This window comes from Streptomyces sp. R302 (genome assembly GCF_012927245.1).
GTDB lineage: Bacteria > Actinomycetota > Actinomycetes > Streptomycetales > Streptomycetaceae > Streptomyces.
In genome coordinates this window covers 191,600-208,236 of record NZ_JABBGE010000002.1, presented here as the reverse complement: position 1 = coordinate 208,236, position 16,637 = coordinate 191,600, and the positions used below count along the sequence as shown (strand labels likewise).

10 protein-coding genes are annotated in these 16,637 nt (G+C 72.5%); 4 read left to right on the top strand and 6 right to left on the bottom strand.

The window, feature by feature from the left end; all coding sequences use genetic code 11:
- Nucleotides 1-7: 7 nt before the first annotated feature.
- Together HHL19_RS06845 and HHL19_RS06840 are read right to left on the bottom strand one after the other, a co-directional pair.
- Nucleotides 8-697, bottom strand: coding sequence for a response regulator (locus tag HHL19_RS06845; RefSeq protein ID WP_169086669.1), 690 nt, complete (start codon nt 695-697; stop codon nt 8-10).
- Nucleotides 694-2,322, bottom strand: a complete 1,629-nt coding sequence (locus HHL19_RS06840) for an ATP-binding protein (RefSeq protein ID WP_169086667.1) — start codon at nt 2,320-2,322, stop codon at nt 694-696. The genes HHL19_RS06845 and HHL19_RS06840 overlap by 4 nt, the downstream gene beginning before the upstream one ends.
- A gap of 187 nt (nt 2,323-2,509) precedes the next feature.
- On the opposite strand from HHL19_RS06840, the gene HHL19_RS06835 reads away from it, so the two are divergent.
- The 4 genes from HHL19_RS06835 to HHL19_RS06820 all read left to right on the top strand — a co-directional run bounded on the left by HHL19_RS06835 (nt 2,510) and on the right by HHL19_RS06820 (nt 8,488).
- Nucleotides 2,510-3,898, top strand: coding sequence for a cation:dicarboxylase symporter family transporter (locus HHL19_RS06835; protein ID WP_346768475.1), 1,389 nt, complete (start codon nt 2,510-2,512; stop codon nt 3,896-3,898).
- 217 nt (nt 3,899-4,115) lie between these two features.
- Nucleotides 4,116-4,979: a nitroreductase/quinone reductase family protein gene (locus tag HHL19_RS06830; protein ID WP_169086665.1), complete on the top strand. Its 864-nt coding sequence runs from the start codon at nt 4,116-4,118 to the stop codon at nt 4,977-4,979.
- Between the two features lie 243 nt (nt 4,980-5,222).
- Nucleotides 5,223-6,101: an alpha/beta hydrolase gene (locus HHL19_RS06825; protein WP_169086663.1), complete on the top strand. Its 879-nt coding sequence runs from the start codon at nt 5,223-5,225 to the stop codon at nt 6,099-6,101.
- Nucleotides 6,102-6,244: 143 nt separating this feature from the next.
- Nucleotides 6,245-8,488, top strand: a complete 2,244-nt coding sequence (locus tag HHL19_RS06820; RefSeq protein ID WP_169086661.1) for a UvrD-helicase domain-containing protein — start codon at nt 6,245-6,247, stop codon at nt 8,486-8,488.
- Between the two features lie 31 nt (nt 8,489-8,519).
- On the opposite strand, the gene glgB is transcribed toward HHL19_RS06820, so the two are convergent.
- The 4 genes from glgB to HHL19_RS06800 form a co-directional block, all read right to left on the bottom strand.
- Nucleotides 8,520-10,733 (bottom strand): 1,4-alpha-glucan branching enzyme, encoded by a 2,214-nt coding sequence (gene glgB, locus HHL19_RS06815; protein WP_169086660.1) that lies wholly within the window; start codon nt 10,731-10,733, stop codon nt 8,520-8,522.
- Nucleotides 10,734-11,113: 380 nt separating this feature from the next.
- Nucleotides 11,114-12,466, bottom strand: coding sequence for a maltokinase (locus HHL19_RS06810; RefSeq protein WP_169086658.1), 1,353 nt, complete (start codon nt 12,464-12,466; stop codon nt 11,114-11,116).
- Nucleotides 12,467-12,681: 215 nt separating this feature from the next.
- Nucleotides 12,682-14,394 (bottom strand): maltose alpha-D-glucosyltransferase, encoded by a 1,713-nt coding sequence (treS, locus tag HHL19_RS06805; protein ID WP_169086656.1) that lies wholly within the window; start codon nt 14,392-14,394, stop codon nt 12,682-12,684.
- A complete protein-coding gene (locus HHL19_RS06800; protein ID WP_240981465.1) occupies nt 14,391-16,376 on the bottom strand; it encodes an alpha-1,4-glucan--maltose-1-phosphate maltosyltransferase in 1,986 nt (661 codons plus the stop codon). Before HHL19_RS06800 ends, treS begins: the two co-directional genes overlap by 4 nt.
- Between the last annotated feature and the right edge of the window lie 261 nt (nt 16,377-16,637).

The following is a 16,637-nucleotide window of genomic DNA, read 5'->3' as shown; positions in this document are numbered from 1 at the left end:
CGGTCTGTCAGCGGGTGGTTTCGCGCCAGCGGTATTGGAGTTCCGGGCGGCCGATCTGGCCGTACTGGGGGGCGCGCAGGGCGCGGCCTTCGGTGACCAGGTGTTCCAGGTAGCGGCGGGCGGTGATGCGGGAGATGCCCACCGCCACTCCCGCTTCCGCGGCGGTCAGCCCCGTGGGGGCCTCGCGCAGGGTGCGGGTGACGGCTTCCAGGGTGGGGCCGCTGAGGCCCTTGGGGAGGGTGGCCGGCTGGGGGGCGCGCAGGGCGGCGAGGGCGCGGTCGACCTCGTCCTGCCCGGACGCCTCCCCGGCCGCGCCCCGGAACTCGGCGTACCGCGTGAGCCGGTCCCGCAGGGTCGCGAAGGCGAAGGGCTTGAGGACGTACTGGACGACGCCCAGCGAGACGCCCTCGCGGACCACGGCCAGGTCGCGCGCCGAGGTGACCGCGATGACGTCCGCCGCGTGCCCGGCGGCCCGCAGGGCGCGGAGCAGGGCGAGACCGTGCCCGTCGGGGAGGTAGAGGTCGAGCAGGATGAGGTCGACGGGGACCCGTTCGAGCAGCCGTACCGCCGCCGCCCGCGAGTGCGCGACCCCGACCACCCGGAAGCCCCGCACCCGTCCCGCGTACAGCGCGTGCGCGTCCGCGGCGACGGGGTCGTCCTCGACGACCAGGACCCGGATCTCCGGCGCGCCGCTCATGCCTCGCCTCCGGTGCGGGGGAGCGGCACCCGGACGGTGAAGCGGGCACCGCCCCCGGGGGCCTCGGCGACGGTGAGCGTGCCGGCGGCCCGGGCGACGGCCTGGCCGACCAGGGCCAGGCCGAGGCCGCGCCCCGGGCCCCGGGTGGACCAGCCGCGGCCGAGGACGGCGTCGCGGTCGGCGGGCCGGACGCCCGGCCCGCTGTCGTCGACGCGGACCAGCAGCTCGCCGTCGCCCGCGCGGGCCGCGACCGTGACGGTCACGCGCGCGTGCGGGGTCCCGCCGGCCGCCTCCACCGCGTTGTCGACGAGGTTGCCGAGCACCGTCACGAGGTCCCGGGGCTCCAGGTCCGGCGGCAGCAGCCCGTCGTCGATCCGGCTGCCCTCGGCGAGGACCAGTTCCACGCCCCGCTCGTTGGCCTGCGCCGCCTTCCCGAGCAGCAGCGCCGCGAGGACCGGCTCGCCGACCGCGTCCACCACCCGGTCGGTGAGCGCCTGCGCCAGCTCCAGCTCGGCCGTCGCGAACTCCACGGCCTCCGCCACCCGCCCGAGTTCGATCAGCGAGACCATCGTGTGGAGCCGGTTCGCCGCCTCGTGGGCCTGCGAGCGCAGCGCCTCCGTGAAGCCGCGCTGGGAGTCCAACTCCCCGGACAGCGCCTGGAGTTCGGTGCGGTCCCGGAGCGTGACGACCGTGCCGCGCCGCTCCCCGCCCACCACCGGGCGGGTGTTGACGACCAGGACCCGCTCGTCCGTCAGATGCGTCTCGTCGACCCGCGGCTCCGAGGAGAGCAGCGCCCCCGTCAGCGGCGCCGGCAGGCCGAGCTCCGCCGCGGGCCGGCCCACCACCCCCTCGTCGAGGCCGAGGAGTTCGCGCGCCCCGTCGTTGATGAGCGCGATCCTGCGCCGCCCGTCCAGCATCACGAGCCCCTCCCGCACCGCGTGCAGCGCCGCCTCGTGGTAGTCGTGCATCCGGCTGAGCTCGGTGGCGTTCATCCCGTGCGTGTGCCGCCGCAGCCGCGCGTTGATCACATACGTACCGGCGCCGCCGAGCGCGAGCGCCGCGCCCGCCATCCCGAGCAGCGCGGTCACCTGCTCCCGTACCTGCGCGCTGATCCGCTCGATGGTGATGCCCGCGCTGACCAGGGCGACCACCCGCCCGTCGGAGAGGACCGGCGTGATCGTCCGCACCGACGCGCCGAGGGTCCCCGGGTACGTCTCCGAGAAGGTCTCGCCGCGCAGCGCCGGCTCGATGTGGCCGAGATAGTGCGCCCCGATCCGGTCGGGCTCCGGGTGCGTCCACCGGGTGCCGTCCGGCGCCATGATCACCACGAAGGCGACGTCCGCCCGCCGCCGGAGCTCCTCCGCGTACGGCTGGAGCTCGGCGGACGGATCCGACGAGCGCGCGGCGGCCCGCACGGACGGCGAGCCGGCGACCGCCGTCGCGGCGGCCGTCGCCTGCCGGCGCGCGGTCTCCTCGGCCTGCTCCCGGTCCGTGAGGTACGCGAAGACCGCGCACCCCGCCACGACCGCGGCCATCAGCACGACCTGCATGGCGAAGAGCTGGCCGGCCAGGCTGCGGGGCCGCGGCCGCGGCCGGGGGAGGGGGCGGAGGGACGGGAGACGCATGCGTGCAAGTGTGCACGCCGGGATTTGCTCCCGCGCATCACGTTCCCGAATCGTTCTCCGCGGAAGCGGCGGGCTCACGTTTCGGCCATGAACGAAACGCACGCAACGGTGACCCGGGTCACAGGCTGATGGATAGTCGCGGAGTCCACCGGGACGTGGACGACCCCATCAGCGCGAGGAGGACCCCGTGGCCGCACGCCGGGACCGCACCCACTATCTGTATCTGGCCGTGATCGGCGCCGTCCTGCTCGGCATCGGCGTCGGCTTCCTCGCCCCGGGCGTGGCCGTCGAACTGAAGCCGCTGGGCACCGGCTTCGTGAACCTCATCAAGATGATGATCTCGCCGATCATCTTCTGCACGATCGTGCTGGGCGTCGGCTCGGTCCGCAAGGCCGCCAAGGTCGGCGCCGTCGGCGGCCTCGCGCTCGGCTACTTCCTGGTGATGTCGACCGTCGCACTCGCGATCGGTCTCGTCGTCGGCAATATCCTGGATCCTGGATCCAACCTCCACCTCACCAAGGAACTGGCCGACGCCGGTGCCAAGCAGGCGGAGGGCGCGAGCGAGGGCACCGCCGACTTCCTGCTCGGGATCATCCCGAAGACCCTGGTCTCCGCCTTCACCGCGGGCGAGGTCCTCCAGACCCTGCTCGTCGCCCTCCTGGCGGGCTTCGCGCTCCAGGCGATGGGCTCGGCCGGCGAGCCGGTCCTCCGCGGCATCGGGCACATCCAGCGGCTCGTCTTCCGCATCCTCTCCATGATCATGTGGGTGGCCCCGGTCGGCGCCTTCGGCGCCATCGCCGCCGTGGTCGGCGCCACCGGCATCGACGCCCTGAAGTCGCTCGCCGTCATCATGATCGGCTTCTACCTGACCTGCGCCCTCTTCGTCTTCGTCATCCTCGGCGCGCTGCTCCGGCTGGTCGCCGGGGTCAACATCTGGTCGCTCCTGAAGTACCTGGGCCGCGAGTTCCTGCTGATCCTCTCGACCTCCTCCTCCGAGTCGGCGCTGCCGCGCCTGATCGCGAAGATGGAGCACCTGGGCGTCTCCAAGCCGGTCGTCGGCATCACCGTCCCCACCGGCTACTCCTTCAACCTCGACGGCACCGCCATCTACCTCACGATGGCCTCGCTCTTCGTCGCCGAGGCGATGGGCGACCCGCTCTCGGTCGGCGAGCAGATCTCCCTCCTCGTCTTCATGATCATCGCCTCGAAGGGCGCCGCCGGCGTCACCGGCGCCGGTCTCGCCACCCTCGCCGGCGGCCTCCAGTCGCACCGCCCCGACCTGGTCGACGGCGTCGGCCTGATCGTCGGCATCGACCGCTTCATGAGCGAGGCCCGCGCCCTCACCAACTTCGCCGGCAACGCCGTCGCCACCGTCCTGGTCGGTACCTGGACGAAGGAGATCGACCGGACGCGGGTGACGGAGGTCCTGGCGGGGAAGTTCCCCTTCGACGAGAAGAGTCTCGCCGACAGTCACGTCGACCACGCCGGGCCCGTCGGCCCCACCCAGGCCGCCGACCCCACCGCCGTACCCGACCAGCGCGACCAGGGCGAGGAGCGCGCCCGCACCGGAGTCTGACCCCCTCCGCACGTCCGAATCCCTACCGAACCCCTACCGAACCTCCTCCCGGGACCCGGGCCTTGAGCCGGATCCGGGCACCGGGAGGAACCCGCCCCGCGAAGAAGGCCCTTGACACCGTCAAGGGCCTCCGCGTCAGAATGGGGCTCCTCGCGTCGCGTGTCGGTCCGCGCTCGAAAGCGGAGACATGGAGGCAAGAGAACAGTAGGGACGGCAGTTGCCTCTCGACTTCAACACCCCGATCATCGAAGAATTCCGCACCAACGCCGGACGCCTCGGCGGCCCGTTCGAGGGCTGGGTGCTCCTTCTCCTCACCACCACCGGCGCCCGGTCCGGAAAAGAACACACCACTCCGCTCGGATTCGCCGAGGACGGCGACCGGCTGCTCGTCGTCGGCTCGGCCGGCGGCTCCGACCGCCACCCGGACTGGTACCGCAACATCCTCGTCAACCCCACGGTGACCGTGGAGCTGGGCGAGGACAGCTGGCAGGCCACCGCCGTCGCCGCGACCGGCGCCGAGCGGGACGAACTCTTCGCCAAGGTCATCGCCGTCGCCCCCGGCTACGCCGACTACCAGAAGCAGACGAGCCGGGTCCTGCCCGTCGTCGTCCTCCACCGGATCCCGGCCGACGACTACACCCCGCCGAACCGGCTCGACGCCCTCGCCGACGAGCTGGTGAAGGTCCACGACTGGCTGCGCGACGAACTCGCCGCCCTCGCCGAGGGCCTCGCCGCGCCGGGCACGGCCGATCTGACGGTGGAGCTCCGCCGCCACTGCCTCACCTTCTGCTCGGGCCTCGCCCGGCACCACGGCGGCGAGGACGCCGGCCTCTTCCCGTACCTGGCCCGCGAGTTCCCCGGGAAGGCCCGGGTCTTCGAGCGGCTCCACGCCGAACACGCCACCGTCTCCCGCGCGCTCGACGGCCTGCGGGAGCTGCTCGCCCGGGTCGACGGGACGGGACCGGAGCAGCTGCGGCCCGAGTTCGAGCGGCTGCGGGCGGAGCTGGAGACCCACTTCGCGTACGAGGAGGCCGAGGTCGTCCCCCTGCTGAGAGCGGCCGTGCCGGACTCGGCCGCATGAACCGTGATCACGACGAGGCGGGGCTGACCGCCGGGGCCGCGCCCGCAAGAGCCTGAGCCGGACAGCCAGACAGCCAGACAGCCAGACAGCCGGACAGCCGGACAGCCGGACAGCCAGACGGCTCGTCGCGAGCGAAGGGCGGGACCCCTCCCCGGGGCCCGCCCTTCTTCGCGCTTGACTCGGCCCGGGAGATTGGCGATACGATACGTCTCGTCTCGTTGAGTTCGGCGGAAGGGGCGCGGCATGACGCGCGAACGGTTTGTGGACGTGGAGCCCGGCGTACGACTCTGGGTCGAGGAGCAGGGCGACCCCGGCCTGCCCGCGCTGCTCCTGGTCATGGGGGCGCAGGCCTCCGGGCTCGCCTGGCCCGACGGCCTCGTGGAGCGGCTCGCCGCCCGGCACCGGGTGATCCGCTACGACCACCGGGACACCGGCCGCTCCACCTGGGCCTTCGACGAGAAGCCCTACCCGCTCTCCCGGCTCGCCGAGGACGCCGTCGCCGTCCTGGACGCGTGCGGTGTCGAGCGGGCCCATGTGGTGGGCATGTCCATGGGCGGACTGATCGCCCAGCTGCTGGTCGCCGACCACCCGGACCGGTTGCTCGGCGCGACCCTCATCGGCGCCACCGCGCTCAGCACCACCCCGTACACCGCCCCGGACGGGACCCCGACCCCGGTCGAGGAGCTGCCCGGCCCCTCCGCCGAGCTGATGGAGCTGTGGTCGCGGCCGGCCGAGGGCCGGGACCTGGAGGGAGAGCTGGACGTCCGGGTCGCGCACTGGCGGGCCCTCGCCGGCGACGTCCTGCCCTTCGACGCGGAGTGGTTCCGCGCCCAGGAGCGCCGGATCGTCGCCCACACCGGGCACCACGTCCCCGGCACCGCCCACGCCCGCGCCGACTACTCCGACCTCGTCCGTACGGAACGGCTGTCCGCCACCGAGGTCCCCACCCTGGTGATCTCCGCCCCGGCCGAGCCGGTCACCCCGGCGCCGCACGCCGAGCACCTCGCCCAGGTGATCCGCGGCGCCCGGATCGCCGAGATCCCCGGCATGGGCCACGCCCTTCCGCCCGAGGTCCACGACCCGCTCGCGCAGGAGATCCTGCGCCACACCGAAGCCGCGTGAGGGCATGAAAAAACCCCGGCCGAATTGACAGTCGGGGTGGTACGGCGCCTATATTGGTGAATTCCGTGTGCCCGTTCGCGATGATGTCGTAACGAATTCACGGAGCATTTCACTAAAGGCACTGTATCGCGCTGGGAGTCGAATTGTCAACCGAGCCAATTCGGGACGAGCAGAAATTCATCACCTCGCTCTACGCGCGGCTCGACGACCTGAGGGACCGGGCCGAGGCCGCCGTGGGCGAGGCGCTCGGGACGTCCGGGACCGGGAGCGCGCAGTCGCGCCTGGAGCGGGACATCCTGGTGGCCGAGCAGTCGGGGCTGCTCGCCGCCTTCAACGCAGGGGAGACCGGGCTCTGCTTCGGCCGGCTCGTCTTCCAGGACGGCCGCGACCACCACATCGGCCGTATCGGGCTGCGCGAGGACGACCCGCAGCGCACCCCGCTGGTGGTCGACTGGCGCGCCGAGGTCGCCCGCCCCTTCTACCTCGCCACCGGCCACGAGCCCATGGGCCTCAGCCGCCGCCGACACATCACCACCCGGGGCCGCGAGGTCGTCTCGCTCCACGACGAGGTCCTCGACCTCGCCGACCGCAGCCGCTCCGGGCACGAGGGCCGGGACGCCGACGAGGTCCTCCTCGCCGCGCTCGACGCCGCCCGCACCGGCCGCATGCACGACATCGTGCAGACCATCCAGGCCGAGCAGGACGCCATCATCCGCTCCCCGCACCACGGCGTCCTCGTCGTCGAGGGCGGCCCCGGCACCGGCAAGACCGCCGTCGCCCTGCACCGCGCCGCGTACCTCCTCTACGCCCACCGCGAGCAGCTCGCCAAGCGCGCCGTCCTCATCGTCGGCCCCAACCCGGCCTTCCTCGGCTACATCGGCAACGTGCTGCCCTCGCTCGGCGAGACCGGCGTCCTCCTCGCCACCCCCGGCGAGCTGTACCCCGGCGTCCGCGCCACCGGCACGGACACCCCCCGCGCCGCCGCCGTGAAGGGCGACGTCCGGATGGCCGCCGCCCTCGCCGGGGCCGTACGCGACCGGCAGCAGGTCCCCGAGCGCGGCGCGCCGCTCGTCGTCCCGCACGAGGACGGCGACCTCGTCATCGACTGGGACATGGCCCTGGAGGCCCGCCACAAGGCCCGCGAGACCGCCCTGCCGCACAACCTCGCCCGCCCCTACTTCGCCTTCCGGATCCTCGACGCGCTCGCCGCGCAGCTCGCCGACCGGATCGGCGCCGACCCGTACGGCGGCCCGAACTTCCTCGGCCCCGACGACATCGCCCTGCTCGCCAAGGGCATCGCCGCCAACCCCGACGTGCACGCCGCCATCGACGAGCTCTGGCCGGAACTGACCCCCGAGGCCTTCCTCGCCGACTACCTCGCCGAGCCCACCCACCTCCCCGAGGAGGACGCGGCGGCGATCCGCTGCGGCGGCGCCGGGGCCGGCGCGTGGACCCCGGGCGACGTACCGCTCCTCGACGAGGCGGCCGAGCTCCTCGGCCACGACGACTCCGCCGAGCGCGCCGCGCAGGAGGCCGAGCGGCAGCGGCAGGTGCAGTACGCGCAGGGCGTCCTCGACGTCTCCTTCGCCTCCCGCACCTACGAGTTCGAGGACAAGGAGGAGCTCGACGAGGACGCGTCCGAGGTGCTGTCCGCGCACGACATCATCGACGCCGAGCGGTTCGCCGAGCGCCACGAGGAGGCCGACCACCGCACCGCCGCCGAGCGGGCCGCCGCCGACCGCACCTGGGCCTTCGGCCACATCGTCGTCGACGAGGCGCAGGAGCTGTCCGCCATGCAGTGGCGCCTGCTCATGCGCCGCAGCCCCACCCGCTCCATGACCCTCGTCGGCGACCCGGCGCAGACCGGCGACCCGGCCGGCGTCGGCGCGTGGGAGCGGATCCTCACCCCGTACGTGGAGGACCGCTGGCAGCACGTGAGGCTGGGCGTCAACTACCGCACGCCCGCTGAGATCATGGCGGTCGCCGCCGCCGTGCGCCGCGAGGACGACCCGGCCTTCGAGCCGCCCGGCTCGGTCCGCTCCACCGGCGTCGAGCCCTGGGACCGCACCGCAGAGGACCCGGTGAAGGAGACCGCCGACGCCGTCGCGGCCGAGCGCGGCGCCGAGGGCCGGCTCGCGGTGATCGCCCCCGCGGAGCTGCTGCCCGCCCTGGTCGCGGCCCTCCCCGACGCCTCGTACGGCGAGAAGCCCGACCTCACCCGGCCGGTGGTCCTCCTCGACCCCCGCCAGGCGAAGGGCCTCGAGTTCGACACGGTCCTCGTCGTCGACCCGGACGGCATCCGGGCCGGCGCCCCGCACGGCACGAACGACCTGTACGTGGCGCTGACCCGGGCCACCCAGCGGCTCGGGATCGTCCGGCGGGCCTGAGCCGGGCGGGCCTGAGCCGGGCGGGCCTGAGTCAGGCGGGCCTGAGCCAGACCGTCGCGAGCGGCGGCAGCGTCATCCGGACGCTCGCCGGCCGCCCGTGCCACGGCACCGACTCGGTCTTCACCGGGTCGGTGCCGACCACGTCCGAACCGCCGTACCGGGCCGCGTCCGTGTTCAGCACCTCGCCCCAGGCGGCGAAGGCGTCCGGCACGCCGAGCCGGTAGTCGTGCCGGACGACGGGGGAGAAGTTGCAGACCGCGAGGAGCGGCGAGCCGAAGCCGTCGTAGCGGAGGAAGGCGAGGACGTTGTCGTCGGCGGCGTCCCCGACCACCCACTGGAAGCCCTCCGGCACGGTGTCCCGCTCCCACAGCGAGGGCGTCGCCGTGTAGACCCGGTTCAGGTCCCGCACGAGGTCCTTCACGCCCCGGTGGTCGGCCTCAGCCCCGTACGCCGGATCGAGCAGCCACCACTCCGGCCCGCGGTCCGCCGACCACTCCGAGCCCTGCGCGAACTCCTGCCCCATGAAGAGGAGTTGCTTGCCAGGGTGGGCCCACATGAAGCCCAGGTAGGCGCGGTGGTTGGCGCGCCGCTGCCACCAGTCGCCGGGCATCTTCGAGACGAGCGCCCGCTTGCCGTGCACCACCTCGTCGTGCGAGATCGGCAGGATGTAGTTCTCGCTGTACGCGTACACCATCGAGAAGGTCATCTCGTGGTGGTGGTACTTGCGGTGCACGGCCTCCTTCTCCATGTACTGGAGCGAGTCGTGCATCCAGCCCATGTTCCACTTCATGCCGAAGCCGAGCCCGCCGTGACCGCCGGGGCCGACCAGGTCCGTCGCCCGCGTCACCCCGTCCCAGGCGGTCGACTCCTCGGCGAAGGTGACGATGCCGGGGCAGCGGCGGTAGACGGTGGCGTTCATCTCCTGGAGGAAGGCGACCGCGTCCAGGTTCTCCCGGCCGCCGTACTCGTTCGGCAGCCACTCGCCGTACTCGCGGGAGTAGTCCAGGTAGAGCATCGACGCGACCGCGTCCACCCGCAGGCCGTCGACGTGGAACTCCTGGCACCAGTACACCGCGTTGGCGACCAGGAAGTTGCGCACCTCCTTGCGGCCGTAGTCGAACTCCAGGGTCCCCCAGTCCGGGTGGTGCGAGCGGCGCGGGTCCGCGTGCTCGTACAGCGGCCGGCCGTCGAACTCGGCCAGCGCCCAGTCGTCCTTCGGGAAGTGCGCCGGCACCCAGTCCATCAGGACGCCGATCCCGGCCCGGTGCAGCGCGTCCACCAGGAACTTGAAGTCGTCCGGGGTGCCGAGGCGGGCCGTCGGCGCGTAGAAGCCCGTGACCTGGTAGCCCCAGGAGCCGCCGAAGGGATGCTCGGTGACCGGCATGAACTCGACGTGGGTGAAACCGAGTTCGCGCACGTAGGCGGGCAGCTCGTCGGCCAGTTGGCGATACGTCAGCCCAGGCCGCCAGGACGGCAGATGGAGCTCGTACACGGAGATCGGCGCCTCGTGCGGCGGACGGGCGCCGCGCCGCTCCATCCACTCCTGGTCGCTCCACGCGTAGTGCGACTCGGTGACGATCGAGGCGGTGTCCGGGGGGCACTCCGTGCGGCGGGCCATCGGGTCGGCGCGGACGGTGTGCGAACCGTCGGGCCGGGTGATGTCGTACTTGTACACCGCCCCCTCCCCGACGCCGGGCACGAACAGCTCCCACACCCCGGTCGAGCCGAGCGACCGCATCGGCAGCCCGGTGCCGTCCCAGTGCGTGAAGTCGCCGGTGACGCGGACGCCGCGGGCGTTCGGCGCCCAGACGGCGAAGCGGGTGCCGGTGACGCCGCCGTGCGTCATCACCCTCGACCCGAGCGCCGTCCACAGCTCCTCGTGCCGACCCTCGCCGATCAGGTGCAGGTCCAGCTCGCCGAGCGACGGCAGGTGCCGGTACGGATCCTGTACGGCGAGCTCGTCGTCGCCGTACCGCACGCGGAGCTCGTACGCCGGGACCTTCCGCAGCAGCGGGACGAACGCGGAGAACAGCCCGTCGCCGTCGTCGCTCAACCGGACCTTCCGCCCCTTCGGCAGCACGGCCGTCACCCCGCTCGCCCACGGGCGCAGCGCCCGGATGACGATCCCGCCCTTCACCGGGTGCGCGCCGAGCAGGGCGTGCGGGTCGTGATGCTCGCCGGCGAGCAGCCGCGCGCGCTCGCCGGGGTCGAGAGGGGGCGCTGTGCGGGGCGTCTTGGCGGTCACCGGTGGCCTCCAGAAAGCTCGGAATATGTACGAACATGTCAACACCCCCACAACCCCCCCGGAAACTCCGCCGAACGGGCCATGTCCCCCCCCCGTGTGCCCACCCGTCCCGCTAGGGCGGGACGGGTGGGCACACGGGACGGCGCGCTCCTGCCGCGCCCAGGCTCCAGCGCCTGAACCCGCACCGGCTGTACGGCTCCGTACGGGTGCGGGTTCAGGCCCGGAAGCGGAAGCACCCGCAAACGGTGCCGTTCCGTTGTGCCCACCCGTTCCGCCCTAGCGGAACGTATGCCCACAACGGAGCGGCGGCGGCGCCCGCGACGGGAGCGACGGGTGGGCACCGCCCTCGCGGAGCCGGGGGTCGGAACGGAACGGCGGGGTCACGGTGGGGTGGCGAGGCGGTGGATGGCGGAGAGGGGGACGGGGAGCCAGTCGGGGCGGTGGCGGGCTTCGTAGACGACCTCGTAGACCGCCTTGTCCGTTTCGTAGGCGCGGAGCAGCGCGGGGTCGGTGCGGGGGTCCGCCCCCGCGACCTCCGCGTACCCCGTGCAGTACGCCGCCCGGCACCGCGCCGCCCACTCCGCGTTCCAGGGCCGGTGCGTGCGCGCCGCGTAGTCGAAGGAGCGCAGCATGCCCGCGACGTCGCGGACGGTCGGCTGCGGGCGGCACCGTTCTTCGAGGGGCTTCGCCGGCTCGCCCTCGAAGTCGATGACGGCCCATCCGCCGTCCGAGCCGCGCAGCGTCTGCCCGAGGTGCAGGTCGCCGTGGATGCGCTGCACCGCGCCCGCCCCCTCCGCGTCGCCCGCCGCGGCGAAGACGGCCCGCAGCCCGGGGACGTACGGCAGCAGTGCGGGGACGGCCTGGGCGGCGGCGTGCAGCCGCCGGTCCATCGCGGCCGCGAGGCCCTCCGTCTCGGCGCGTTCGAGGCGCTGTGTGGGCAGGGCCGCGGCGAGCGCGAGGTGCACCTCGGCGGTGGCCCGCCCGAGCGCCCGCGCCTCCGCGGTGAACTCCCGCCCGGCCGCGAGCGCGTCGAGCGCGAGGCGCCACCCGTCGCGGGAGTCGCGGAGGTACGGCTGGAGGACGCCGAGCGTCGCCGCCCCGGACTCGAACCACGCCACCGGCGCCGGGACGCGGGCGCACCCGGCCTGCCCGAGGGCGAGGGGCAGTTCGAGGTCGGGGTTGGCGCCGGAGCTGACCCGGCGGAAGATCTTCAGGATGTACGCGTCGCCGAACACCAGCGAGGAGTTGGACTGTTCGGCGTCGAGGACCCGCGGCGCGAGCGCCCCGGGCAGCGGACGGGTGGCGTGGAAGCGGAGCGGCCCGGTGCGGCCGGGTGTGCGCAGCCGCTCGTACAGGAGCCCGGCGAGGCGCGGGTCCCGCAGCCCTTCGTAGACGGCGCGGCCGGCGAGCGGGCCCTGCCGGACGCGTCCGATGAGGGCGGGCGCGAGGCGCGGCGGCAGCTGGGTCCGTACGCCGAGGAGGAGTTGGTAGCAGTCGGCGGGTTCGCCGGTGGGGCGGCCGGGTTGTTCGACCCGGAGCAGGAGGTGGAGGAGTCCGGGGCCGGCGCCGTCCAGGGGCAGCAGCTCGGTGGCCGCGTCCAGCGTGAATCCGGTGACCCGGCGGCCCTTGCCCGCGAACCAGCGCTGCCGTGGCAGCCATTCGTGGAGCAGGGGTGTCAGGGACGGAAGGAGGGCGTCCGGGGCCCGGGTGGTGGATGCGGCGATCTCCGGCATGGCATCGCGTCCTTTCCCCGGGGTGCGCACAGGGTTGTCGTAAGTGTTCAAATGCGCAGATTGTCCCGGATGGCGGCTGGGGCTGTCCGGATGTGCGGGACGTGTCGGAAAGGGAAGATCCATATGGATGGACCCGGATGGGGGGGGTTCGTGTGTGGGACACAGTTCCCGGAGCGGGGCGGCGGAAACCGCCCCGCTCCGGAAACGGCCGGGCGTCAACTCCGCTTCATGCGGAACCAGTAGAAGCCGTGGCCCGCCAGCGTCAGCAGGTACGGCAGCTCGCCGACCGCGGGGAACTCCACCCCGCCGATCAGCTCCACGGGCCGCATCCCGGCGAAGCGCCGCAGGTCGAGCTCGGTGGGCTGGGCGTGCCGCGAGAAGTTGTTCACGCAGAGGACCAGGTCGGCGTCCTGCCCCTCCTCTGGAGCGGTCTCCCGCAGGAAGGCGAGCACCGCCGCGTTGGAGGACGGCAGTTCGGTGTACGTCCCCGTCCCGAAGGCACGGTTCTGCTTACGGATCTCGATCATCCGCTTCGTCCAGTGCAGCAGCGAGGACGGCGAGGCCATCCCCGCCTCCACATTGGTCACCTGGTAGCCGTGGACCGGGTCCATGATGGCCGGCAGGGAGAGGCGGCCCGGGTCGCAGGAGGAGAAGCCCGCGTTCCGGTCCGGGGTCCACTGCATCGGGGTGCGCACCCCGTCCCGGTCGCCGAGCCAGATGTTGTCGCCCATGCCGATCTCGTCGCCGTAGTACAGCACCGGGGAGCCCGGCAGCGAGAAGAGCAGCGCGGTGAACAGCTCCATCTGCTTGCGGTCGTTGTCGAGGAGCGGGGCGAGCCGGCGCCGGATGCCGATGTTGGCCCGCATCCGCGGGTCCTTGGCGTACTCGGCGTACATGTAGTCCCGCTCCTCGTCCGTGACCATTTCGAGGGTGAGCTCGTCGTGGTTGCGGAGGAAGATGCCCCACTGGCAGCCGGAGGGGATCTCCGGGGTCTTCGCCAGGATCTCGGAGATCGGGTAGCGCGACTCGCGCCGCACGGCCATGAAGATCCGCGGCATGACCGGGAAGTGGAAGGCCATGTGGCACTCGTCGCCGCCGGAGCGGAAGTCACCGAAGTAGTCGACGACGTCCTCCGGCCACTGATTGGCCTCGGCGAGCAGCACCGTGTCCGGGTAGTGGTCGTCGATCTCCCTGCGGACCCGCTTGAGGAAGGTGTGGGTCTCCGGCAGGTTCTCGCAGTTGGTGCCCTCGCGCTGGTACAGGTACGGCACCGCGTCGAGCCGGAATCCGTCGATCCCCAGGTCGAGCCAGAACTTCAGCGCCGACAGGATCTCCTCCTGCACGGCCGGGTTCTCGTAGTTGAGGTCCGGCTGGTGCGAGAAGAAGCGGTGCCAGTAGTACTGCTTGCGGACCGGGTCGAAGGTCCAGTTGGAGGTCTCCGTGTCGACGAAGATGATCCGGGCGTCCGGGTACTGCTTGTCGTCGTCGGCCCAGATGTAGTAGTCGCCGTACGGTCCTTCCGGGTCGCGCCGCGACTCCTGGAACCACGGGTGCTGGTCGCTGGTGTGGTTCATGACGAAGTCGATGATCACGCGCATCCCGCGCTGGTGCGCCGCGTCCACGAACTCCACGAAGTCGGCGATGTCGCCGAACTCGGGGAGGACCGAGGTGTAGTCGGCGACGTCGTAACCGCCGTCGCGCAGCGGTGACTTGAAGAACGGCGGCAGCCACAGGCAGTCCACGCCGAGCCACTGGAGGTAGTCCAGGCGCGACGTGATGCCCTTCAGGTCGCCGACGCCGTCGCCGTTGCTGTCCTGGAAGGACCGGACGAGGACCTCGTAGAAGACGGCCCGCTTGAACCAGTCGGGGTCGAGGTCCTTGGCGGGGGTGTCCTCGAAGGTGTCGGGGACGGGATCGTTGACGGTCATGAGATGGGTGACCCTCCGGTCTGCGGGGACGGTCGCAGGACGAGCACGTGCGCGGGCGCGACGCCCGGTTCCAGTCGCACGTAGGCGTTCCTGCCCCAGTGATAGGTGTCTCCGGTGAGCTCGTCGCGCACCGGTACGGTCTCGTGCCAGCCGAGGCCGAGTTCCGGCATGTTCAACGAGACCGTCGCCTCCTGGGTGTGGTGCGGGTCGAGGTTGACGACCACCAGAACGATGTTCGAACCCTCCTTCTTGGAGTAGGCGATCACCTGCGGGTTGTCGGCGTCGTGGAAGGTGAGGTTCCGCAGCCGGCGGAGCGCCGGGTGGCGGCGCCGGATCCGGTTCAGGGCGGTGATCAGCGGCGTGATCGTCGCGCCCGCGCGCTCCGCCGACTCCCAGTCGCGGGGCTTGAGTTGGTACTTCTCCGAGTCCAGGTACTCCTCGCTGCCCGCGCGCAGCGGGGTGTTCTCGCACAGCTCGTACCCGGCGTAGATCCCCCAGGTCGGCGACAGCGTCGCCGCGAGCACCGCGCGCGCCTCGAAGGCCGGCCGGCCGCCCTCCTGGAGGTAGGCGTGCAGGATGTCCGGGGTGTTCACGAAGAGGTTCGGCCGCATCTGCGCCGCCACGTCCCCCGACAGTTCCGTGAGGTACTCGGTCAGCTCGTCCTTGGAGTTCCGCCACGTGAAGTACGTGTAGGACTGCTGGAAGCCGATCGCGCCGAGGGTCCGCATCATCGCCGGACGGGTGAACGCCTCCGCCAGGAAGATCACGTCCGGGTCCCGCCCGTTGACCTCGCCGATCACCCGCTCCCAGAACACCACCGGCTTGGTGTGCGGGTTGTCCACCCGGAAGATCCGCACCCCGTGGTCCATCCAGTGCCGCAGCACCCGGACCGTCTCGGCCACGATCCCGTCCATGTCGTGGTCGAACGCGATCGGGTAGATGTCCTGGTACTTCTTCGGCGGGTTCTCCGCGTAGGCGATCGAGCCGTCCGGCCGGTGGTGGAACCACTCCGGGTGCTTCTCCACCCACGGGTGGTCCGGCGAGCACTGGAGGGCGAAGTCCAGCGCCACCTCCAGGCGCAGCTCACGGGCCCGGGCCACGAAGGCGTCGAAGTCCTCGATCGTGCCCAGGTCCGGGTGGACCGCGTCGTGCCCGCCCTCCGGCGAACCGATCGCCCACGGCACGCCGACATCGCTCGGTGACGCCGACAGGGAGTTGTTCGGGCCCTTGCGGTGGGTCTCGCCGATCGGGTGGATCGGCGGCAGGTACACCACGTCGAAGCCCATCGCCGCGATGGCAGGGAGCCGTTCGGCGGCGGTGCGGAAACTCCCGGGCACCGTACGGCCCTTGACCTTCCGCACCCCCTCCGAGCGCGGGAAGAACTCGTACCAGGCGCCGTACAGGGCCCGTTCCCGCTCCACCCGGAGCGGGAACGCCGGTGAGGCGGAGACCAGTTCGCGCAGCGGATGCCGCTCCAGGGTCTCCGTCACCCGCGGCGCGAGCGCGGCGGCCAGGCGCGCGGCGGCCGGCCGGGACTCGTCGCGCAGCGCGTCGGCCGCCGCGAGCACCGCCTCCCGCCCGCCGCCCTTCTTCGGGACGCCCTTCGCGGCCCGCTCGTGCAGCTCCGCGCCCTCGGCCAGGACGAGTTCGGAGTCGATCCCGGCCGGGATCTTGATCCTCGCCGCGTGGCGCCAGGTCGCCAGCGGGTCGCTCCACGCCTCGACGGTGTACGTCCACAGCCCCTCGGCGTCCGGGGTGACCTCGGCACCCCAGCGGTCGGAGCCCTCGGCCAGCTCGCGCATCGGGGTCCACGGCCCCGGACGGCCCGTCGGGCCGGTGAGTACGACATTGGCGGCGACCGCGTCGTGGCCCTCGCGGAAGACGGTCGCCGACACCTCGAAGGTCTCGCCGGCCACCGCCTTCGCGGGGCGCCGGCCGCAGTCGACCAGCGGGCGGACGTCCAGTACGGGAATGCGTCCCATGAGCGGATTCACAGCATCACCTGACGGTTTACGGGGGTGCGGGTGGTGGTGCGCTCTTTCTAGCCGCGCCGGAGGCCGGTGGGAGGCGGGCATCGCCGCGCCCCTCCGCGTTCACTCGGATGGCGGGCACACAGGGATGAAGCGGGGGTACGAGGACGGGTACGGGGACGAGTACGGAGAAGGGACGGGAAGGAGGGATTCGGGGGAGTACCCGGGGAGCTTCCCCGGGTTCGCGCGTGGGCAATCCGGCCCTTTGTTAAC

Coding starts and splice junctions, on each gene's coding strand:
- HHL19_RS06845 (WP_169086669.1), bottom strand. CDS start 697: ATGAGCGGCGCGCCGGAGATCCGGGTCCTGGTCGTCGAGGACGACCCC.
- HHL19_RS06840 (WP_169086667.1), bottom strand. CDS start 2,322: ATGCGTCTCCCGTCCCTCCGCCCCCTCCCCCGGCCGCGGCCGCGGCCC.
- HHL19_RS06825 (WP_169086663.1), top strand. CDS start 5,223: ATGACGCGCGAACGGTTTGTGGACGTGGAGCCCGGCGTACGACTCTGG.
- HHL19_RS06800 (WP_240981465.1), bottom strand. CDS start 16,376: ATGGGACGCATTCCCGTACTGGACGTCCGCCCGCTGGTCGACTGCGGC.
- treS (WP_169086656.1), bottom strand. CDS start 14,394: ATGACCGTCAACGATCCCGTCCCCGACACCTTCGAGGACACCCCCGCC.
- HHL19_RS06810 (WP_169086658.1), bottom strand. CDS start 12,466: ATGCCGGAGATCGCCGCATCCACCACCCGGGCCCCGGACGCCCTCCTT.